The 20678-nt window shown below is 54.4% G+C and carries 16 protein-coding genes and 2 tRNA genes; 6 read left to right on the top strand and 12 right to left on the bottom strand.

The window, feature by feature from the left end; genetic code table 11:
- Positions 1–162 precede the first annotated feature (162 nt).
- Positions 163–843: a hemolysin III family protein gene (locus HCX89_RS12605; RefSeq protein ID WP_167716259.1), complete on the top strand. Its 681-nt coding sequence runs from the start codon at positions 163–165 to the stop codon at positions 841–843.
- Between the two features lie 72 nt (positions 844–915).
- On the opposite strand, the gene HCX89_RS12600 is transcribed toward HCX89_RS12605, so the two are convergent.
- The 4 genes from HCX89_RS12600 to HCX89_RS12585 are packed head-to-tail and all read right to left on the bottom strand — an operon-like array spanning position 916 to position 7551.
- A complete protein-coding gene (locus HCX89_RS12600) occupies positions 916–1518 on the bottom strand; it encodes a tRNA-uridine aminocarboxypropyltransferase (protein ID WP_167716257.1) in 603 nt (200 codons plus the stop codon).
- Between the two features lie 30 nt (positions 1519–1548).
- Positions 1549–4767 carry an error-prone DNA polymerase gene (locus HCX89_RS12595; protein WP_167716255.1) on the bottom strand — a complete coding sequence of 1073 codons (3219 nt, stop codon included), beginning with the start codon at positions 4765–4767 and terminating at the stop codon, positions 1549–1551.
- The gene (locus HCX89_RS12590) at positions 4767–6452 is read right to left on the bottom strand and encodes a DNA polymerase Y family protein (protein ID WP_167716253.1); all 1686 of its coding nucleotides are present in this window, start codon (positions 6450–6452) and stop codon (positions 4767–4769) included. The genes HCX89_RS12595 and HCX89_RS12590 overlap by 1 nt, the downstream gene beginning before the upstream one ends.
- Position 6453: 1 nt before the next feature.
- On the bottom strand, positions 6454–7551 hold the full coding sequence (locus HCX89_RS12585; protein WP_167716251.1) for an ImuA family protein: 1098 nt from the start codon (positions 7549–7551) through the stop codon (positions 6454–6456).
- A gap of 152 nt (positions 7552–7703) precedes the next feature.
- Between HCX89_RS12585 and HCX89_RS12580 the strand changes: the two genes are divergently transcribed.
- A complete protein-coding gene (locus HCX89_RS12580; protein WP_243756855.1) occupies positions 7704–9131 on the top strand; it encodes an ATP-binding protein in 1428 nt (475 codons plus the stop codon).
- Here HCX89_RS12580 and def read toward each other — a convergent pair.
- Positions 9128–9622, bottom strand: coding sequence for a peptide deformylase (gene def / locus HCX89_RS12575; protein WP_044734425.1), 495 nt, complete (start codon positions 9620–9622; stop codon positions 9128–9130). The two genes, HCX89_RS12580 and def, sit on opposite strands and share 4 nt — an antisense overlap.
- Before the next feature lie 176 nt (positions 9623–9798).
- Between def and HCX89_RS12570 the strand changes: the two genes are divergently transcribed.
- Entirely contained in the window at positions 9799–10161 is a 363-nt protein-coding gene (locus HCX89_RS12570; protein WP_037436559.1) for an MGMT family protein, read from the top strand.
- 19 nt (positions 10162–10180) lie between these two features.
- Positions 10181–10909: a DUF3108 domain-containing protein gene (locus tag HCX89_RS12565; protein WP_231473497.1), complete on the top strand. Its 729-nt coding sequence runs from the start codon at positions 10181–10183 to the stop codon at positions 10907–10909.
- Here HCX89_RS12565 and HCX89_RS12560 read toward each other — a convergent pair.
- Entirely contained in the window at positions 10853–11653 is an 801-nt protein-coding gene (locus tag HCX89_RS12560; RefSeq protein WP_025009668.1) for a class II glutamine amidotransferase, read from the bottom strand. The two genes, HCX89_RS12565 and HCX89_RS12560, sit on opposite strands and share 57 nt — an antisense overlap.
- A gap of 252 nt (positions 11654–11905) precedes the next feature.
- Between HCX89_RS12560 and fadE the strand changes: the two genes are divergently transcribed.
- On the top strand, positions 11906–14356 hold the full coding sequence (gene fadE / locus HCX89_RS12555) for an acyl-CoA dehydrogenase FadE (protein WP_096141723.1): 2451 nt from the start codon (positions 11906–11908) through the stop codon (positions 14354–14356).
- Positions 14357–14585: 229 nt separating this feature from the next.
- Here the strand turns inward: fadE and bluB are convergent, their stop codons facing one another.
- The 6 genes from bluB to dnaQ form a co-directional block, all read right to left on the bottom strand.
- Positions 14586–15329 carry a 5,6-dimethylbenzimidazole synthase gene (gene bluB / locus HCX89_RS12550; protein ID WP_167716247.1) on the bottom strand — a complete coding sequence of 248 codons (744 nt, stop codon included), beginning with the start codon at positions 15327–15329 and terminating at the stop codon, positions 14586–14588.
- Between the two features lie 201 nt (positions 15330–15530).
- Complete coding sequence (locus HCX89_RS12545; protein ID WP_107004765.1) at positions 15531–17534, bottom strand: sodium:proton antiporter; 2004 nt, start codon at positions 17532–17534, stop codon at positions 15531–15533.
- A gap of 204 nt (positions 17535–17738) precedes the next feature.
- Positions 17739–17815, bottom strand: a tRNA-Asp gene (locus HCX89_RS12540).
- Between the two features lie 50 nt (positions 17816–17865).
- A tRNA-Asp gene (locus HCX89_RS12535) sits at positions 17866–17942 on the bottom strand.
- 110 nt (positions 17943–18052) lie between these two features.
- Positions 18053–19363, bottom strand: coding sequence for a TIGR03503 family protein (locus tag HCX89_RS12530; RefSeq protein ID WP_107004764.1), 1311 nt, complete (start codon positions 19361–19363; stop codon positions 18053–18055).
- Positions 19364–19371: 8 nt separating this feature from the next.
- On the bottom strand, positions 19372–20118 hold the full coding sequence (dnaQ, locus tag HCX89_RS12525) for a DNA polymerase III subunit epsilon (RefSeq protein ID WP_167716245.1): 747 nt from the start codon (positions 20116–20118) through the stop codon (positions 19372–19374).
- 72 nt (positions 20119–20190) lie between these two features.
- Here dnaQ and rnhA point away from each other — a divergent pair, with 72 nt between their 5' ends.
- Positions 20191–20667 (top strand): ribonuclease HI, encoded by a 477-nt coding sequence (gene rnhA, locus HCX89_RS12520; protein WP_025009664.1) that lies wholly within the window; start codon positions 20191–20193, stop codon positions 20665–20667.
- Positions 20668–20678 lie beyond the last annotated feature (11 nt).

Here is a 20678-nt window from a genome sequence, read left to right as displayed (position 1 = left end):
AACGAGTTGTTAAGGTGCAGCATTAGACGTTTGCAAAAAATGCAGACGATACGGTTTAAAGAACAAATCAATCTCAGCGAACAGCTGTACACTTTTATCTGGCCAGAGTGCCATAGCGCTGTTAGACTCACTTTCAATGAGGTCGAACCAGAAGAGTCAATCATGCCCAACAGTAAAGCTTCAGTCACTGCATCTCAATTTAATAGCCAATTTTCAGCTGGATACAGTCTGAATGAAGAGATAGCCAATGCCGTCAGCCATGGTTTGGGAGTGGTTGCCGGCATTCTGGGCTTGGTGCTGATGTTGCTCAAGGGCTGGCATTCGCTGGATGCTATTCAGTTAACAGGCGTAACCATCTATGGCAGCAGTATTATCCTGCTGTTCCTCTGCTCGACCCTGTATCACAGCATTCCTCACCCTGTGTGGAAACGGCGCCTCAAGATGCTGGATCACTGCGCCATCTATCTGTTAATCGCCGGAACCTATACCCCACTGATGTTAATTACTTTGGCCGATGCCCAGGAAGAATGGGTGCTGATAGCCATCTGGTCGTTGGCACTGGGGGGAATAGTGTTCAAGAGCTGCTTTATTCACAGATTCAAGGCGCTGAGCCTGATACTGTATCTGGCCATGGGCTGGCTCTGCGTCGCCGTGTTGCCTGAGCTTATCGATAACCTGTCAACAGCCGGGTTCAACTTGCTGTTGGCCGGGGGGCTGAGCTACAGCTTGGGTGTGATCTTCTACGCTACCAAAGCGATCCCTTTCAATCATGCCATCTGGCATCTGTTTGTGTTGGGCGGCGCCGTTTGCCATTTCCTGTGTGTTTATCTGACGGTGATCTAACGCAGGCGAATAGACTTAACTCAGCGCCGCCGTAGAGACAGCTTCCGGCTTGCAGTTCTAACTCTAGTGCAGCTAGGCCGGAGCTCTTATCTCAGCCTGCCATTGATTAAACTCACTGAGTAACCGCCTGGCGGCGATACTATAGTCCCCCCCCAAGTCTTGCCAAACAGCCGCAATACATTCCAAGGTACATAACCCGCCCTGGCGCTGATTGCGCCGTAAGCGAAACGCCGAGCCCTGCTCTGCCTGCAGTTCGACTCTGGCAAGCGACTGCAGATAGGGGCTTTGGCGATACATCTTGCCGGCCTCCTGCCAGGTTGCATCGAGTATGACCAGCGAATTTAGCGGCTTCCCTAATTTCAGAGCAGCTTTCTGAGCAGCGTTGTGAGGCAATGTTACGCCCTGAGCCGGGCTTTGGTTTGGGCTCTGGCTTAAGTTTGGGCTTTCATTTACAGCTTGAGCTCGCGAAATACTTTCTTCAGAAGTATTTTCTTCGGTTTGCGGATAGAGTAAGGCGGTTCGCCCCAAAGACAAGTGCTCCATTAACCAAGCATCCGGGGCTTTACGCGCCCACAATACCCGCTTACAGAGAGTCGGATAAGCATTAAGCGCCAGGGTGGCTGTATTACTGGCTCGATTCAACTCTCTTTCATGGGTCAGCAGGATTATTTTCACAGATAGCTGCAGCTTAAAATGGGTTATCGGCTAATGGAAATCCCGCGAGTGTACCACCAGCGCGTGCATACTGCCCGAGATATCCTCCAACCGACCGGCCAGCAGATGCAATACGCCGGACGAGAATTCCACGACCCCACTCACCTTGAGGATCCTGGCGCTCAAATAAGCCTGTCGCTGGGCCCTTGCCGTATCACTCCATACCACCAGGTTAACATTGCCGGTTTCATCTTCGAGGGTGATGAAGGTAACACCACTGGCAGTCCCAGGCCTTTGCCTGCCGACCACCAGCCCGGCCACAGTCACATTCTGACCATGACGACACTGCCACAAAGAGGTGGCGCTGTGACACTTGCCGAGTACCCCCTGCTCTCTGAGCAATGCCAGAGGATGGCGCCCCAGAGTTAGCCCGGTACAGGCGTAGTCAGCCAGCAAGGCATCGACTTCGGTGACCTCAGGCAAGGCGGTTTCAAGGCGAAAATCGGCCTCGTCCGGCTGCTCAAACAAAGGCAAACTCTGCTGACGGGCGGCCAACTGCCACCTGATCTGATGGCGATCGCCCCCCAGGGTAGCAAAGGCATTGGCGCTGGCAAGCGCCTCCTGCTCACGCCTTGGCAGTGCCAGAGCCGCCAACTGCGATAAGTGAGTAAAGCCCTCGCCCCGACCCGCTACTATCTTGGCGGCGCTGTGCTCGGATAATCCCTTGACCAACCTGAACCCGAGGCGCAATGCCAAGGAGCCATCGGTTTGTCGCTCCAGTGTGCTGTGCCACTGACTGAGGTTGATGCAAACCGGCAATACCAGGCCGCCATGATGACGAAGATCCTGAATAAGCTGTGATGGGCTGTAAAAGCCCATGGGTTGACTGTTGAGCAAGGCGCAGCAAAACGCCACCGGGTAATAGTGTTTGAGAAAGGCCGAAACATAGGCCAGGAGCGCAAAGCTGGCCGAATGAGACTCGGGAAAACCATATTCGCCGAAGCCGCGGATCTGGTTGAATATCTGCCTGGCAAAGGTGTCACTATAGCCTCGGGCCGTCATCCCCTGAAGCAGCTTGTGTTCAAATTGCTCCAGCTCACCACTGCGTTTCCAACTGGCCATGGCTCGGCGCAATTGATCGGCTTCCCCGCCACTGAAACCGGCGGCGACCATGGCCAATTGGATCACCTGCTCCTGGAAAATGGGCACCCCCATAGTGCGTGACAACACGCCTTCCACCTCGGCCGAAGGAAAAGTAACCGGCTCGATTTTATCGCGGCGGCGCAGAAAGGGATGCACCATGTCTCCTTGAATTGGGCCCGGGCGCACTATGGCTATCTGTATTACCAGATCGTAGTAGCAGGCGGGTTTGAGCCTGGGCAGCATGCTGGTCTGGGCTCGTGACTCCACCTGAAACACCCCCATGCTGTCGCCCTGCTGCAACATACGATAGACGGCCGGATCTTCCCAGCGAATATCCGACATGGCAAAGGGACGAATGTGACGGGAGATCAACTCGAAACATTTGCGGATCGCGGTCAGCATTCCCAACGCCAATACATCGACCTTTAACAGCCCCAGACTCTCGAGATCATCCTTGTCCCATTGGATCACAGTGCGCTTGGCCATGGCGGCATTCTCTACCGGCACCAGCTCGGCCAATGGCCCGGCCGAAATCACAAAGCCGCCGACATGTTGCGACAAGTGCCTTGGAAAACCCATCAGGGTCTCCACCAGCGGCAACAACCACTGCCCCAAACCTTGTTGTGGCAATAGCTTGCCTTGTTGCAACTGCTGCTGCCAAGGCACTTGCGGATCGCGGCGATCGACAGCGCCTATCAGCTCATCCAGCCGTTGCTCGCTGAGCCCCAGAGCCTTACCAACATCTTTCATGGCACTCTTGAAACGATAAGTGTTCACACTGGCGGCCAGGGCTGCACGCTCACGACCATATTTTTGGTAGATATACTGGATCACCTCTTCGCGGCGTTCATGTTCAAAATCGACATCGATATCCGGCGGCTCATGGCGCTCCTTGGAAATAAAACGCTCAAACAGCATGTTGACCTTGGTGGGATCCACCTCGGTGATCCCGAGGCAATAACAGACCACAGAGTTGGCGGCCGAGCCACGTCCCTGATGCAGTATCCCTTGCCTGGCGGCAAAACAGACCAGATCATAGATGGTCAGGAAAAAGTATTCATAATTGAGCTCGGCAATCAGCTTGAGCTCGCGCCGATACTGAGTCTGCACTTCAGGTGGAACCGCCTCGCCAAAACGCCTGCGGGCGCCCTTTTCCACCTCTTGCGCCAGGTATTCACCGGCACTTAGGCCGCTTGGCACCAACTCGGCCGGGTACTCATACTTGAGTTCATCCAGGCTGAAATGGCACCGGGACGCCAGCTCACAGCTCCTTGCCAACCAGGCTTGGGGATGACGCCTGGCCATGGCGGTTATCGGTTTAAGTGCCATTTCGGCATTGCCCGATAACAGCTCGCCGGCCATGGGCACGGCGCGGCCATGGCGGATACAGCTGAGTACATCGTGCAGCCTTTGCCGCTCGGCAAGATGCATCTGCACATTACCGGCGGCGACACAGGGAAGGGAAAAACGATTCGACAGCGCCTCACAGGCCTCGAGATACCAAGCCTCTCCGGGTTGCAATTGCCGCTCCATCAAGAGATAAAGCGGCAGTGAAAACACGGCTTTGACCCGTGTCGCCAGGGCATTCAATTGTGCCAGACTGCGCTGCTGCAGCTGCGTCAACCAAGGAGTTTGCTGACTTAGGCTTTGGTTGCTTAATCCCTGGTTTGTAGAGTTCTGATTATCGACATTCTGCTGACCAAGGCTTTGGTGCTCAGTGCTTTGCAAGTCGGCTTGCGCCAGCAACTCGCTCACTGATGGCGGCCGCCACAGGCAAAAGCAGCCGCGGTCAATGGTCGCAAAATCATCCAGGGTTAACCGATACTTGCCCTTATCGGCCCGGCGCCGCCCCCGGGTTATCAGAGTGCTGATAAGACCATAGCCCCGGCGATTTCTTGCCAGCAGTACCAGGCAGCCTTCCGGCAGGTGGAATTCGGCGCCGACAATCAGCTTGATACCGCTTTGTTTGGCGGCCTCATGCGCCTTGACCACACCCGCCAGAGAGCACTCGTCGGTAATGGCGATGGCCTCATAGCCCAGTTTGGCGGCCTGCTGCACCAACTCATCCGGGTGGGAAGCCCCGCGCAAAAAGCTGTAATTGGAAATAGCATGCAATTCGGCGTACATCAGCTGAACCAAGCGTGAAGAAAGAGCCCATTAGCGGTGCGAAACAGCCAACACAGACCGCCGTTCTCCTTATGATGGGCAAGAAAATAATCCCGGCAGGGGAAAGGCCCTGAATGCCAGGGGCTCTGTAACCTTTCCGGCCCCCTAAGCAGCTCCACGGCTTCATGAGCAATGGCTTGCGGCTCTTGCAGCAGCCAAAGAGGCCGCAGTGCCAGCGACGGCTGAACAGGCGGCCTTGCCGGTGGCGGCCAGCGAGTCAGGGGAGCCGCCGTACTGGCCAGTTCAGGCATGGGATCGGCCGCCAACACCAAAGAGCGCACCTTATGGCTACCTAACCTGGCCTGTAATCTGGCGAGTAATTGATTGGCATCCTGCTGCTGCCCTTCTCTGGACTCGGTCAACTCTCGACTGCCCTGCTGCTGCGACACAAACTGCCTGGCTCGCAGCTCAATATCGACGACCGGGCTCGGCAGTTGCAATCCTTCCAGCTGTAAACGGCAGAGCTGAGATAACCCCTGCAGTTGATATTCTCCGAAGGGATAGTTGAGTGTCAGTTGCAGCGCCGGGGTCTCTGGCTCGCGAAACTTCAGCCACAACTCCAACTGTTGCACCGCCAACTGCCTGATCCGCAAATAGGTTGCCAATTCCCCCAGCAGCTTTTGCAATGGAAACAGCAATCCCTGAACCCACTCAACATCATGCAGCAAGGTCAACCTGGCCTGAAACTGTTCGGGTAACTCATATCCCTTGCGGCAACAGGGCAAACGCCCCTGGATTTGTGCCAGCAGCTGCAGCAAACCCTGACCAAAGCGCCGCCCCAACTCGGCAAGGGGTAAGGTATCAAGCATGGCTAGAGTCGTCAGCCCAAGCGCGCCGAGCCGTTGCCGTTCCTCTTGGGTTAATGGCAGCAAATCCAGTGGTAAATCTGGCGGTAAGCCATGATGCACCTTGAGGTGCCCGGCTTTTTCAGCTGTGGGTGAGCTCATGAAGGCAGCTGATACCGCGCTGATGCCGACGTGAGTATGCCGCGCCAATATCGCCGCATCCAGCGGTCCGTGTGCCACCACCAATGAGCATTCCAGACCATAGTCGGCGACTTTGTTGAGATAAGCCTCGACAATGGCGCTCAAACTGCCAAACAGTTTAACCATGGACCCCACTTCCAGCAGCAGTGTATCTGTAGGCCAGCGCGCATCGGCCGCATTTTGAGCAGCTTGTTCAGTAAGCCCGGATAACAACGGCGGCCAGATTCTGGCGCTGAAATCATAGCTCCACTGACACAACCAATCCCGCAACGCCTCGCTGTCCACCTCTTGCAGCGGCCAGAGTTGCAACTCTCCGAGCAGCGACTGGGCGCTGCCGACACTCATCCCCGCTGTAACGCCTTTTGCTTGAGCGGCGGGACAGGCCGAATGTATGACCAGCTTCCGGCTGTCATACAAGGCCATGGGTACTTGGGGATCAAGAGGCTCTGACGCCGCAGCGGTTGGCACTGTTTTGGGTTGATTTTGGGTTTGGGGCTGAGGTTGGGCGCGTGTTTGAACCTGAGACGCACCACTGCCTGTCATACTTCCAGTCATAGTACCAGTCATAGTGCCCGTCATATTGTCGAGCATAGTCAGGCGATAACGCTGATATTGCAGCAATAGCTGCGGAAACCAGACTCCCATCCATACCTGGGTCATCTCAGATAGCCTCTTGACTCTGAGCAGTATGGTTTTGAGTGGTTTGAGAATTGACCGTTTGCGGATTAGCGCTTTGAAAAAGCCCCGCGGGCTTGTTTGACTCTTGCCGTGCCGTCCAGGGATTAGGCGCGCCTTCATTGGATGCAACAGTCGTTGACTGCGCCATCCCCCAAGGACCATGAAGCACAGTGCCATGAAAACCAGAGTCGTGAAGAACAGGGTCATTAGCCTTGCGGCCGGAATGGTTTGGCTCAATTGAGTCTGTTGAGTTACTTAAGCAATGATTGGGAGCCGCCTTGCCGCTTCTCAGGGTTACCACGCCCGGCTCGACATGGGGCAGTTCAAGCGCCAGTGCCGGCAAGCCACGCAGATGCAATTCAGGGACGGGCCAACCACCGCGACGCTTTAAAATTTGCAACTTGACGGTATTAACGCCAGCCGTGCTGATAGCCAGCTTTAGGGTGACAGGATGATTGCTGTCGGCCTGAGCCATAGGCAACTGGCAAATTCCCAGCGCCTTGCCCTGCTCTGCGGCAAGTTGCAACCTTCTGGCCTCGGTCAGTGTTAGCTTGTCCAGCCAAGCCAGCACCAGGGGACAGGCGCCGCTGCTCAGCCCTTGCTCCATGGCCCAGAGCACCTCTTTACGCTGGGTTAACTCCAGCCACAAAATACGCTCGGCGGCAATACCGTGCTGGGCAAAGCTCTGTGCCAGCGGCTGCAGTGGCGGCGCTATCAGCATTATCATGGTATCTCTGGAATCATCCCCTCTGGACTGATTTTTTTCGGACTGACTTCTTGCCGAATGATTTCTTTCGGAATGAGAGCCACACTTAGCCGGCAGTAAATAACGCATCAAAGGCAACAACAGGCTGAGTTCCCCGTGCCCAGGAGACTGACTGAAAAGCTCACAAATGCCCTGCCTTGGCCACCCTGCATCACTGAGCTGCGCATCCAATGCTTCAAAACCACTGGGATACCCCAATGTTTTGCCCTGACTGCCCGGCCCCAACCAGAGATCCCGGCGCTCCAGCAGACCGTTCAAGGCCTGAGATTTTGCTGGATCAGATTTTACAGAGTGAGTTTTGGCTGAAAGAGACATGAAAAACACCGATACTGTATTTTTATACAGTATAGCGAACTTTAGCCAACTGACAAGTCGTGCTGGCGCCAAAGCCTTAACCCGAGATAGAATAAATGAGAATGATTATCGAAACATATTCTCGACTTCAGCGAATAATTCAGGAGCTTGCCTTGCTGCCCTTTTCCGGCCTGTTTTCCCAACTCCAATGGCGACTGTTTGGCTATTTTGGTGTGTCATTACTGCTTATCCTGCTGCTCGCCAGTAGTATTGAAGCCATGTTGCTAAACCGCTTGTTACTGCTGCCCCAGCAGACCCAAAGCCAGTTACAGCAACTGGCCGATGAGGCCAACGACTATATCGTCAGGGGCGATATAGCAGGACTGGCGGATTGGGAGGGGCGTCAGGCATTTGTACTCTATGTGCTGGATAGCAAGCAGCAGGCGGTGAGTCAGCGGGAAATGCACCCGCACTTTGTTTACAAACTCAATTTCCTCAAGCAGTTGCAGCAGCCTATGGGGGACAGGGTGCAAAAACCTTTGATAGGCCTGCCACTACGCAATAGCCTGGAGCCGGACAATCCCCTGCTCTTGGTGGTACAACTCAACGCCTCTTTACACCCGGCGCAGCAACTGGATAAAAGCCTCTGGCTTATCCGTATCCTGGTAGGACTACTGGTGCTTTTGTTGTTCAGTCGTCTGCTGAGCCGCCATCTGATCCAGCCGCTGAGTTTACTGCGCAGTGCCACCCGTCAGCTGGCACAGGGCCAACTCGATACCCGGATTGCCGGCCATTTTTCACTAAAGCAGCCGGAATTTTTCCAGTTGGCGACCGACTTTGACCATATGGCCGAGCAGCTGCAAAAGAGCATTCAAACCCAGCAGCGGTTACTGAGGGATGTATCCCACGAACTGCGCACTCCCCTTGCCCGGCAGGAGCTGGCCTTACACCTGTTGGAAAATCGCTTGGGGGAGGAACATCAACAACCGCTTGCCAGGCTAAGACGCCAGGGCGAAGAGATGGCGCAATTGATTAACACTATTTTAGACTTCAGCCGCCTGAGCAACGGCTTCATCAAGCTGACGGCAGCGCCTTTTACCCTGACAGAATTACGCCGCTCACTGCTGCAGGATCTGGAGTTTGAGTCTGGCCCCAAGCAAAGCATAGTCTGGGCACAGGCCCCCATTGATGAGCAAACTTTGCATACCGATATGGCCTACTTGAAGCGGGCGCTGGAAAATGTCTGTCGCAATGCCCTCAAATATGCCGGTGAAACCTGCCGGGTGGAAATCCAGGTATCTCAATTGGGTGACGACAAATTGGGTGATAGCAGACTGCAGCTGAGTGTCAGCGATAATGGACCCGGGATCCCCAAAGAGCAACTGGAAGCCTTGTTCAACCCTTTCACCCGTTTGGATGAAGCGCGTCACAGCTCTCAGGGAGGTTATGGGCTGGGATTGGCGATTGTGCGCCAGTGTATGCAGCTCCTGGGCGGCTCGGCCCAAGCGATCAACCGGCCTCAGGGCGGTTTGAGCATATTGCTTGAGCTGCCGCTGCAACTACCAAACTGCAGCGAAGCCCAACTTAAGTCTATTGCTTAGGCGGTAAACTTACGCACCTTCTTCAGTGCCATCTCCTGTTTAAGGCGGGAGAGATGCTCGATAAATACCTTGCCGTGCAGATGATCGATTTCATGTTGCAGCACTATGGCCAGGAAATCATCACTGTGGATCGTCTGGGCTTGGCCCTGGCGATCCAGATAGCTGACAGTGACCGACTCGAAGCGTTTTACCTTGGAGCGATAACCGGGAATGGACAAACAGCCCTCTTCACCGATAAATTCGCCGCTGGACTCAGTGATCTGCGGATTGATCAGCACCAGAGGTTGATTGCGCTCTTCTGAGATATCAATGACGACTATCGCGTGTTCACTGCCCACCTGGGTCGCGGCCAAGCCGATACCATCGTCTGTGTGATACATGGTTTGCAACAGATCATCGATGAAAGGCTGCACGGCTTCTATTTCGGTGACAGGCTTGGCTTTACGCTTGAGCCTGGGATCGGGAACCGTCAAAATATCCATAATTGCCATAGGGTTATATTCTCAATTTACTCGACTTGGCGTTCAATGGGCGCCATTATGGCGAAAAAGCATCAAAAGGCAAACCTTGCGTGTGCAGCACAGAGCCGCCAAGGCACTTTTGCCAAGTGAGTAACCTCCGCTATGGAATGGTATTATAATTTGCGCCAATAGCATCAGGAGCCAAGATGACCCCGGAAACGAGCGCCCCGCCACTAAGTCCAATGCAGAAGATTTGGCATATAGTTGCACTGATCCCCGAAGGTCGGGTGGCAAGCTATGGCAAAATTGCCGACTATGCAGGCCTGCCCGGACGGGCACGCTATGTTTCCCGGGCACTGAAACAGGCGCCGGACAGCCTGGCGCTGCCCTGGCACAGGGTTATCAACAGTCAGGGGAAAATCTCCTTTGCCAAGGATACCCATCCGTTTCAGCTACAGATGAGCCTGCTGCGCAGCGAAGGCGTACAAGTGAACCAAGGCAGAATTGCCCTGTCTGAATATGAGTGGCGGCCGGACATGGCCACTCTGGTCTTGTCCATGCCGTTTTAACCACAGGAGACTGCCTTTGATCCGTTCGCTTCTACTTTTGATACTGTTACTGCCCTTGCCGTTATGGGCGCAGACCAGCCCCCTGGCACCCCACACCGCCGAATATCAGGTCAATTATGGCGAAATCAATCTCGGTGGCGCCCGTTTTATGCTGTTGCCGCCAGAGGGCGACTTCTATCAATACAAGTTGGACAGCGATCTCAGCCTGCTGGTGCTGAGCGATAAACGCCATATCCGCAGTGAATTTACCTATCAGGATGGTCAGTTGACGCCGCTGCGCTTCAGCCATCAGCGAACCGGCACTGGCCCCAACTTCAATGAGCAGATAGCCTTTGCCAAGGAACAGGGCAAAATTTTCAGTCGCTACAAGGATGAAAAGAGCAAATTGGACTATTCAGGCACTCTCTACGATGCCCTGATGGTGCAGCTGCAGTTTCGGCTGGATCTCGCCGCCGGCAAGGAGCCCCTGGCCTATGAGCTGGTCAAGGACAACGAGATAGATGACTATCGTTTCAAGATAGTCGGCAAGGAGCGGATGACACTGGACAGTGGCGTCTATAACACGGTGAAACTGGAAGTGGTCCGCGACAGCACCAAGCGGCAGACCTTTGTTTGGATGGCGCCGGATCTCGGCTGGCTGCCGGTGCGCCTGACCCACTTTGAGTCAGGCAGTAAGCAGCTCGATATCAAGTTAGCCAAGCTGAGCCTGGGCTCGGAAGTCAATAACCAGCTCGCCAAGACGGAATAATTTCCAGTCCCCCGGCGCCAACAGCTGCCAGTTTTCATTGCCGGTCAGCGGCCGGGTGGCTATAACAGTGACCACATCCTTGGGGGTGGTCTGGGTGTCGAAATCAATCACCACATCCGTGTCTATCAGCTGCGCCCGGCCAAAGGGCGCCCGGCGGGTGATATAGCAGAGGTTATTGCTGCAATAACTCATCAGATAACGGCCATCGCTGAGGATCATATTAAACACCCCAAGAGTGCGGATCTCCTCGGCAAGCTGGGCCACATACTCAAACACGGGCAAAATATCGTCCGGCTCGGATTCGCCGAAACGCTCGACCAGGCGGCTCATTATCCAGCAAAAGGCCTGTTCACTGTCTGTGTCACCCACGGCCTGAAAGCGGCCGCTTTGAAACTTCTGTTCATAGTCAGACAACTGGCCGTTGTGGGCATAGGTCCAGTAGCGGCCCCAAAGCTCGCGGGTAAAGGGGTGGGTATTTTCCAGCGAGACTTCACCGCGGTTGGCCTGCCGAATATGGCTGACCACCACTTCACTCTTGATCGGGTATGACTTGATAAGGCTTGCCACATGGGACTGGCTGCTGGGGCTGGCATCTTTGAAGGTGCGGCTGCCCTTGCCTTCATAAAAGGTGATCCCCCAACCATCCACATGGGGCCCGGTCACCCCGCCTCGCTCCGCCAGCCCGGTAAAGCTGAAGACAATATCCGTTGGCACATTGGCACTCATCGCCAGCAGCTCACACATCTTGTTTTTCCTGTCACTGAATCTGTTATTTCATTATCTGCGGCATTGTAGCCAAGCCGTGTCGGCAGGGGAATTATTGCTTGCAATAAAAAATTTAAACAATTGTTTGAAAAATGCTTGTATTCGATTTCGCTTAGGTTTAATTTTATTGCGACACAGGTCTGACCACATACTATAATTGTGATCTTGATCGCTCTCAAGCGAGGCGTTCTACACTGAATAAAGTGGTCGTTTTATTAAGGAGAACAAACAGTGACTACCCTACTATGGATCCTGGCATTGCTCTTGGTTTTAGGAGCAGCAGCGTACCTCAGAGTATCCCTGCTGACCGCAACCATAGCCGCCGCAGTGGTCATGGCAGCAGGCAGCCTGCTGGATGTAACTGGACTGATTAGCTGGATAATTTTCCTGGTTATTGCCCTGCCGCTGAACCTGAGTGCCTTCAGGCAGAGTGTGATAACCCGGCCATTACTTAAACTCTATCGCGGCATCATGCCGGAGATGTCTTCTACCGAAAAAGAGGCTATTGAAGCCGGTACTACCTGGTGGGAAGCCGATCTCTTCGCCGGTAATCCCAACTGGAAGAAGCTGCACAACTATCCGGTTGCCCGTCTGAGCGCCGAAGAACATGCCTTTCTGGAAGGACCTGTGGAGGAAGTCTGCCGCATGGTTAACCAGCATATGGTTTCCCATCAATTGGCGGACTTGCCTGCCGAAGTATGGCAATTCCTCAAGGACAAAGGCTTCTTTGCGATGATCATCAAGAAGAAGTACGGTGGTCTGGAGTTCTCTGCCTACGCCCAATCCCGGGTACTGCAAAAGCTGGCCGGTGTCAGCAGTGAACTGGCTTCAACCGTAGGTGTGCCCAACTCACTGGGCCCGGGCGAGCTGCTGCAGCACTATGGTACACCGGAGCAGCAGGATCACTACCTGCCCCGCCTGGCCAAAGGTTTGGAAGTTCCCTGCTTTGCCCTGACCAGCCCTGAGGCCGGTTCAGATGCCGGCGCCATTCCGGATTTCGGTGTAGTCTGCAAAGGCCAATGGCAAGGTGAAGAAGTACTGGGGATGAAACTGACCTGGAACAAGCGCTATATCACCCTGGCACCTGTTGCCACAGTTTTGGGGTTGGCATTCAAGCTTAAAGATCCCGAGCATCTGCTTGGCGATAAGGAAGAGCTGGGCATTACCTGCGCCTTGATCCCGACCGATGTTGAAGGTGTGGAAACCGGCCGACGCCACTTCCCGCTCAACTGTATGTTCCAAAATGGTCCAACCCGAGGCAAAGAGGTGTTTGTTCCTCTGAGCTTTATCATAGGTGGCCCGAAAATGGCGGGACAAGGCTGGCGCATGCTGGTGGAATGCCTGTCGGTTGGCCGCGGCATCACCCTGCCCTCCAACTCAGCCGGTGGCGTTAAAACCGCGGCTTTGGCAACCGGTGCCTATGCCCGCATTCGTCGTCAATTCAAGCTGCCTATCGGTAAGCTGGAAGGCATTGAAGAGCCAATGGCACGCATCGGTGGTAACGCCTATCTGATGGACGCTGTAACCTCCTTGACCACCACAGGTATTGATCTGGGTGAAAAGCCTTCTGTCATCTCGGCGATAGTCAAATATCACCTGACCGACAGAATGCAGAAATGCGTTATCGACGCCATGGATATTCACGGTGGTAAAGGGGTATGTCTTGGCCCCAACAACTATCTGGGACGCGGATATCAAGCGGCACCTATCGCCATCACGGTTGAAGGGGCCAACATTCTGACCCGCTCAATGATCATCTATGGTCAAGGCGCCATTCGCTGCCATCCATATGTGCTGGCAGAGATGGAGTCGGCCTTTGATAGCGACGTAAACCGTGGCCTGAATAACTTTGATGCGGCGCTGTTTGGCCATATCGGCTTTACCACAAGTAATTTTATCCGCAGTCTGTGGATGGGCCTCACCGGCAGTCGCTTCTCCAATGCGCCTTTTGCCGACAAGACCAAGCGTTACTATCAGCATATGAACCGCTTCAGTGCCAACCTGGCCTTGCTGTCGGATCTGGCGATGGCGACCTTAGGGGGTAACCTCAAACGTAAAGAGCGGATCTCTGCCCGCCTGGGTGACTTGCTCAGCCAGTTGTATCTGGCATCGGCAACCCTCAAGCGTTATCAGGATGAAGGCCGTCAGAGTGAAGATCTGCCACTGGTACAGTGGGCGGTTGAAGACGCGCTCTACAAGCTGCAGTCTTCTCTGGATGATCTGCTGGATAACTTCCCTGCTGGCCTCGGCGGCGTGCTGCGCCTGGTGTTGTTCCCCTTCGGTCGACCACTGAAGCGCCCAAGTGATGTGTTGGACCACAAGGTAGCCAAGATAATGCAGACCCCTTGTGCCAGCCGTGACCGTCTGGGTAAGGGACAATTCTGGGAAGCTTGCGACAACAATGCCGTAGGTATTCAGGAGCAGACCTTCAAAGACATACTGGCGGCAGAGCCCTTGTATGACAAAGTCTGTAAGGCTGCCGGCAAACGTCTACCCTTTATGTGGCTGGATAAAGTGGCCGCAGAAGGCAAGGCGCTGGGGGTTCTGAGCGATGATGAAGTGGCCCTGCTGGAGCGCGCTGAAATCGGCCGAATGAAATCCATCAACGTGGATGACTTTGACCCCGCCGAACTCAAGGCCCAGAGCCTGGAGCAGGACAGCCGCGAAGAACAAGCTGCTTAAACCTGCCGAGTAACAAGCATGAAAAAGGAGACTCTGAGTCTCCTTTTCTTTTATGGCGAGGCAGACTTGATCACTTTTATGTGTCTATCTTTTATGTCTCTATCTTCTCTGTGCTTATCTTCTTGTAGCTATATCCACCTATTTTTCACCGACCTTACCGCTCTGCCATTTCATCCTTGCCTTGAGCTCATATCTGCGCTTAGCTCAACTGTTTCTATAGAATGAGATGTCATTTTCCGCTTTGGCGCTCTCTTTGGCGCAAGAATTCGGCCAGCAGTTCATCGGTTTGTTGCTGCTGCGCAGCCTGCCAGCCATCTTCATGGACCGCCAACTCAAGTGGTCGCCGGGGCAACCAGCCTTTGCGCTCAAGCTCAGGGGTATCGTTGAAAGCGCTCACCCGCCCCAGACACAAATAAGCGATAATTCTTATCTCCTCAGGTATCCCCAAGGTCTCACGCAGCACTTCATCATCAAGAATACTGACCCAGCCCACACCCAGGCCTTCGGCTCTGGCGGCGAGCCACAGATTTTGCACCGCGCAAACTGCACTGTAGTTGTCCATTTCCGGCTTGATGGTGCGGCCAAGTACCACAGGCCCGGTGCGGCTGGGATCGCAGGTCACACAGATCCCCAAAGGCGCCTCAAGAATACCTTCAAGCTTTAACCGCTGATAATGAAGCAGTCTTTCGCCACTGAACTGTTCCGTCGAACGGGCATTGGCGGCATCAAACCCCTGTTTAATGGCGCGGCGCTTGGCTTCACTGCGCACCAGAATAAAGTCCCAAGGCTGCATAAAGCCAACGCTGGGCGCATGGTGCGCCGCATCCAGGATCCTCTGTAAGCTCTCTTCAGGAACCGGCTTTGACAAAAATTGACTGCGTACATCGCGGCGGGCAAATATCGCCTTGTACAAGGCTTCTCTCTCCTGCAAAGAAAACGCTTCTGCTTCGGAGGAAACGGCAAAATCGGACATGGTTCACCTCTTTGATGGCTGATCTTTAACGCCTGCGGTGCCCGGACTATAGCAGGCATGTTACAGGAAGCGCCAATCCGGCATCTCAAGATTTGATGCTGCATTAATCTTCTATAGCCAAACCTTGTGATATAAAAATACCGGGCCGTTTTAATGACCCGGTATTTCCCGTTTGCTTTCGGCGCTGTGGCTCAAATTTGATCAGGCGGTAACTTTCCCCTTGTCTTCCCCATTACCTTTCCCGCTCTCTTTTCCACCGGCTTCGCCCTCTTTATCACAGCTCACTTTGTCTTGAACATCAGCCTCAGTTAGCGCGGTTTGCTGCTCTTTCGCTTCCTGCTCCTTGGCCTTTTGCTCGGCTTCAGCCCTTGCCTGCTTGAGGGTTTCCTCCGCTTCCTTGAGCGCCGATGCCTCCGCCAGCGCCTCTTTGGGGATCAGGCTGATAAGCTCGATTCCGCTTGGCAAATCTGTAGTGTTGCCGGTCAACATAGTGACCTTACCATTTTTCAGGTACATCAGCGGCACCACCGTTTCACCATAGCGGCGGCAAAAGTCTTTGTAGCCAAAGCTTTCTGTCAGGTTAGTGCTCTTCAGCACCCCGCCCTTGGACATCAAACTGGCCAGCTTGGCGTAGGAGACTGTTTCACCGAATAGGCACATACGCTTCAAATAGGACTCAGACAATTGATGGCGGGCACTGGTACCATTGCTTTCCGTGTTACTGAGACCATAAACCTTCTTCTGTCCGAGAATATCCTGGAAATGGAAATAGACCACAGGGTTGAGCTGACGATAGGGAGACAGGATTAACACCTTGCCGATGCCGGTCAAATCCAGATAGGTGTCGGCATGCTCCGAGGCCGGGTTGCCAAAGTAAACCGGAATATTATCCATCCGCGCCAAACGAATGTTATCCCAGTTACTATCGGCAAGGATCACCTTGATATCCTTGCTCTTGAGCACCTTGGCCAGCTCCCGGGAAAACTTGGAAGCGCCAAAGATCAGCAGGCCGCGGGCAGAGCCTGCCTGCACCCCAAGAATACTGGCCCAGCGTCTGGCGGTGAGCGACTGGATCACAACTGTGCCTATGATGATTAAAAACACCAGTGGCACTATGGTCTCGGCGCCGGGCACTTCCATCTTTTCCAGCTTGATGGCAAACAGTGATGACACGGCCGCCGCCACTATCCCCCGCGGCGCCACCCAGCTCAAAAACCACTTTTCAGCGCTGCTGAGCGAAGTGCCTATACCCGAGAGCCAAATGCTCAGCGGCCTGGCCACCAAAAGCACCACTGCCAGTACCCCAAGGCCGCCCAGACCAAGGTCCAGCATGGCCGACGAATCCAACCTGGCCGCCAGCAAAATAAACAGCGCCGAGATAAGCAGCACCGTGAGTGTCTCTTTGAACTCGAGGATATCGGCAATATCCACGCCGCGCATATTGGCGAGCCAAATCCCCATTACTGTCACGGTCAACAGGCCGGACTCTTCCTGCAATAGGTTTGAACCGACAAAGACCCCGAGCATTATGGTCAGTACAGCCGTGTTGGTTAGATAGTGGGGCAAAAGATTGCTTCTCAGCACCCGCCCGACAAGATAACCGGCCAAGGCACCAAGCCCAAGGCCAATACCCAGCATAGAGCCGAGTGCCAGCAGTACATGCGCTGTCTGCCCGGCGCTGACAGTAATGTACTCAAACACCAACACCGCCAGCATGGCGCCTATGGGATCTATCACTATCCCCTCCCAGCGCAGAATGCTCGCCAACTGAGACTTGGGCTTAACGGTTCTGAGCATGGGCACTATCACAGTCGGCCCGGTAACCACTACCAAAGCACCAAACAACAGTGCCAGCGGCCAATCAAAACTCAGCAGGAAATGCGCCGCCGAGGCGATGCAACCCCAGGTGATCAGCGCGCCCACAGACACCAAATGCGTCACCATCCGGCCGTGATCCTTGATCTCCTTGAAGTTGAGCGTCAACGCCCCTTCAAACAGAATGACAGCAACCCCGAGGGAGATGATGGGAAACAGCAAGTCGCCGAAAATCGCATCGGGATCCAGTAAACCCAGCCCGGGACCCAGCAACAAACCACAAAGCAGCAGCGGTAATATCGCCGGCAGACGCATCCGCCAGCCAATCCACTGACACGCCAGAGATAAGACTCCTATCAACGCCAGCATGGCGGTGATTTTTTCAACCATAAGTAGAATCCTTTTTTGTTTCTTTCGGGCGACCCGAAACAGCTTTACAGCATGAGCAACGCCAGAGTCAATCGCTGTTTCTGTATGAGCATATATGAGTTAAAGAGGATGGGATCAGAAATTTTTGTGGCAATGTGCCAGATTCGGCTTGAAACCAGATAAAACAAAAAGCCCGGTCATTGCTGACTGGGCTTTCTGCTTGTTTGGCGGAGCGGACGGGACTCGAACCCGCGACCCCCGGCGTGACAGGCCGGTATTCTAACCAACTGAACTACCGCTCCAAACTCTTGCTTATCACCTGGGCAATAAGGCTTGAATTCGTTAACTTGACTGGCGGAGCGGACGGGACTCGAACCCGCGACCCCCGGCGTGACAGGCCGGTATTCTAACCAACTGAACTACCGCTCCACTCAAGTTGCCGGGAATAATACGTAGGCCCCTTGTCAGCGTCAACAACTTTTTTACCCCGAGGATCCCGATTAGCTAAAAAATCAGCAAAGCATGGATAATCAAGATGTTCAGTTGGATTTGCGCTCATCCTCATCGGGTAGGGTCAGGTCAATCTCCTGCACATCATCTTCCTTGGGCGCCGCCTGCTGTTTTGCCAGCAACTGCTCTTCAGCCGCAGCCAAGGCCTGCTTCAGACTTTGACGCTTGCGCCAAAACAGAATCGCACCGACCCCAAACAGTAACAGCAAGACGTTACCCCCTATGATCAGGTAAAGGGCATTTTGTTTGGCCGCCGCTTCTTCTTTGGCTGCTATTGCTGCAGCCCTGGCGGCCATCTCTTCGGCGCTCGGTGGCGGCTTGGGTGGCTCGACAAAATTGAAAAAGCGCTCCGGCAGGGTCAACACCAGCTCCCTTCCCTGCTTGTCTGTGCTGAAGACAGTGCCCTTGATACGGTAACTGCCAAAGTCACTCACCTGGGGCAGCACGAGTTGCGTGGTGCCTTCTGTGGGCTGACGCACGGTAACCGGCAGTTGCAATCCGGCCGGCCCCAAAAGCTCAATATCGAAATAGGTTTCCTCAAGGCGCAGAATGTCTGGATTGGCACTCAGCATCAGGCCCCATGGCTGAGTCAGGGGATCGTCCGGCTCAACCACCTTAATATCCACAGGCGAAGGTTCGAGGCGAAATGCCTGTTTGAACTCACGTTCAAACACATCGTTTTGCACACTGACCTGCAGGGTGTAATCTCCCCAGGGCTGGTTGAGGTTAATATTGGAAGTAAAGGTGCCGTCATCTGGCCGTTCATCCAGCGCCTCTCCGTTGTCCTGATAACTGCCGACAATAAGGGTACCGGCGGCAAAGTTTTCATCGCCCGGTTTGTGGGAGGAAACAAAACGCGCCGTCCATTGCAACAGGTATTCAAGCCCGGGAAGTCGCATTCTCAGCGAATCACCGGTGAGATGGGCGGTCAGCTTAAGGCGCTCGCCCTGATACAGTGGCTGAGGCAGTTCATCCACCTCAATCCCCAGCTCGGATACCCGGGTGATTTGCGAGCCGGGCACCACTTTACCAATGAGCTGCCAAGGGCCTGGCACAGGGTTTTCCACCGCAATCATGTCGCCTGTGACGCCATCGGTCCATTTGACATTCTCCGGGTGGCGCGAGGCATACCATTTACTGCCATCAGGCAAAACCACCACCACAGGGGCGGAGCCGTATTCCCGCTGCACCAGAAGCACGATTCTGTCGACCATATGGTCAACCCGAAAACGATTCTTAAGCTCAGAGGCCTGTTCCTTGGGTACTATCTCGGCCACAGCCGGGGCCCCAAGGCCAAGCAGCAGACACACCATGAGGCCCAGCGCTGGTCTCAATCCCATTATTTGCTTCAATCCATAGGTTGTGGCTCGTCGCGCCAGAGGCACTTGCCTGATTTTGCAATTAAATCGAGCCTTTGCTCATGCATATTCAGTTCATCGGCCGATGCGGCGATCACTTTAAGTTTTGCGCGATTGGCATCGAGACGCATGATGCCGCCGGCTTCCTGACCTGCTTGTTCACTGGAGAGGTTGAACTTGGTCTGGCCGCCTGTCATCGCCAGATAAACATCGGCGAGGATCTCGGCATCGAGCAAAGCGCCGTGATACTCGCGGCGGGAGTTGTCTATGTGATAACGCTTACACAGGGCATCCAGATTGTTCTTTTGCCCTGGGTGCAAAAACTTGGCGATGGCCAGGGAGTCGAGGATCTGACAAATATCCGCCGTCACCGGCCCCCTGGGATGGGTCATGGAAAACTCATGATCCATAAAGCTCACGTCAAACGAGGCGTTGTGAGCCACAATCTCCGCCCCTTGAATAAAGGCGATAAAGTCGGAGGCTATTTCATGAAACCTGGGCTCGTTGGCCACTCTCTCATCTGTGATACCGTGAACCGCAATCGCTTCTTCATCAATGGGTTGGCCCGGATTGATATACTGGTGGAAAGTGCGGCCGGTCAAGCGGCGGTTAATGACTTCCACACAGCCGATTTCAATGATTCTGTGGCCTAGATAGACGGGGCCTGCGCCCTGGTTCATACCTGTGGTTTCGGTATCCAGAATGATCTGCCGACTGGCATTCGATATGATATTCATCTATTTTTTGCAGCTTCCTGAGTGAATTTACGGGTATACTCGCCCGCATTTGCCGGATATGGTAACAACTTGATGAGCGAACTGAAACAGATCCAGATATACACCGACGGCTCTTGCCTGGGCAACCCCGGGCCCGGCGGCTATGGTGTTGTCATGCGCTATAAACAGCATACCAAAGAACTCTCCGGTGGCTTTGCCCTGACAACCAACAACCGCATGGAGTTGCTGGCACCTATCATAGCGCTTGAGAGCCTGAAAGAGCCTTGCAAAATCGTGCTGACCAGCGACAGCCAATATATGCGCCAGGGGATCACCCAATGGATCCACGGCTGGAAGAAAAAAGGCTGGGTCACTTCCAACAAGACGCCGGTGAAAAATGTCGATCTCTGGCAGCGACTCGATAAGGCCACGCAACAGCATCAGATAGACTGGCGCTGGGTCAAGGGCCACGCCGGACACCCGGAGAACGAGCGTTGCGACACCCTGGCCCGCGAAGCCGCCGAGGCCAACCCTGCCACAGTCGATCAGGGTTATCAGGCCAGTCTTTAATGGCTACAGTC

This window comes from Shewanella sp. Iso12 (genome assembly GCF_012030025.1).
Classification (GTDB): Bacteria; Pseudomonadota; Gammaproteobacteria; order Enterobacterales; family Shewanellaceae; genus Shewanella; species Shewanella algae.
The sequence above is the reverse complement of the archived record's forward strand: the minus strand, read 5'-3'. Positions and strand labels throughout refer to the sequence as shown.

Excerpts from the sequence above, each read along its gene's own strand:
- HCX89_RS12605 (WP_167716259.1), top strand. The coding sequence starts at position 163 with ATGCCCAACAGTAAAGCTTCAGTCACTGCATCTCAATTTAATAGCCAA.
- bluB (WP_167716247.1), bottom strand. The coding sequence starts at position 15,329 with ATGTCCGATTTTGCCGTTTCCTCCGAAGCAGAAGCGTTTTCTTTGCAG.
- rnhA (WP_025009664.1), top strand. The coding sequence starts at position 20,191 with ATGAGCGAACTGAAACAGATCCAGATATACACCGACGGCTCTTGCCTG.
- HCX89_RS12560 (WP_025009668.1), bottom strand. The coding sequence starts at position 11,653 with ATGTGTGAGCTGCTGGCGATGAGTGCCAATGTGCCAACGGATATTGTC.
- HCX89_RS12590 (WP_167716253.1), bottom strand. The coding sequence starts at position 6,452 with ATGACCCAGGTATGGATGGGAGTCTGGTTTCCGCAGCTATTGCTGCAA.
- def (WP_044734425.1), bottom strand. The coding sequence starts at position 9,622 with ATGGCAATTATGGATATTTTGACGGTTCCCGATCCCAGGCTCAAGCGT.
- HCX89_RS12585 (WP_167716251.1), bottom strand. The coding sequence starts at position 7,551 with ATGTCTCTTTCAGCCAAAACTCACTCTGTAAAATCTGATCCAGCAAAA.
- dnaQ (WP_167716245.1), bottom strand. The coding sequence starts at position 20,118 with ATGAATATCATATCGAATGCCAGTCGGCAGATCATTCTGGATACCGAA.
- HCX89_RS12545 (WP_107004765.1), bottom strand. The coding sequence starts at position 17,534 with ATGGTTGAAAAAATCACCGCCATGCTGGCGTTGATAGGAGTCTTATCT.
- HCX89_RS12530 (WP_107004764.1), bottom strand. The coding sequence starts at position 19,363 with ATGGGATTGAGACCAGCGCTGGGCCTCATGGTGTGTCTGCTGCTTGGC.
- HCX89_RS12595 (WP_167716255.1), bottom strand. The coding sequence starts at position 4,767 with ATGTACGCCGAATTGCATGCTATTTCCAATTACAGCTTTTTGCGCGGG.
- HCX89_RS12570 (WP_037436559.1), top strand. The coding sequence starts at position 9,799 with ATGACCCCGGAAACGAGCGCCCCGCCACTAAGTCCAATGCAGAAGATT.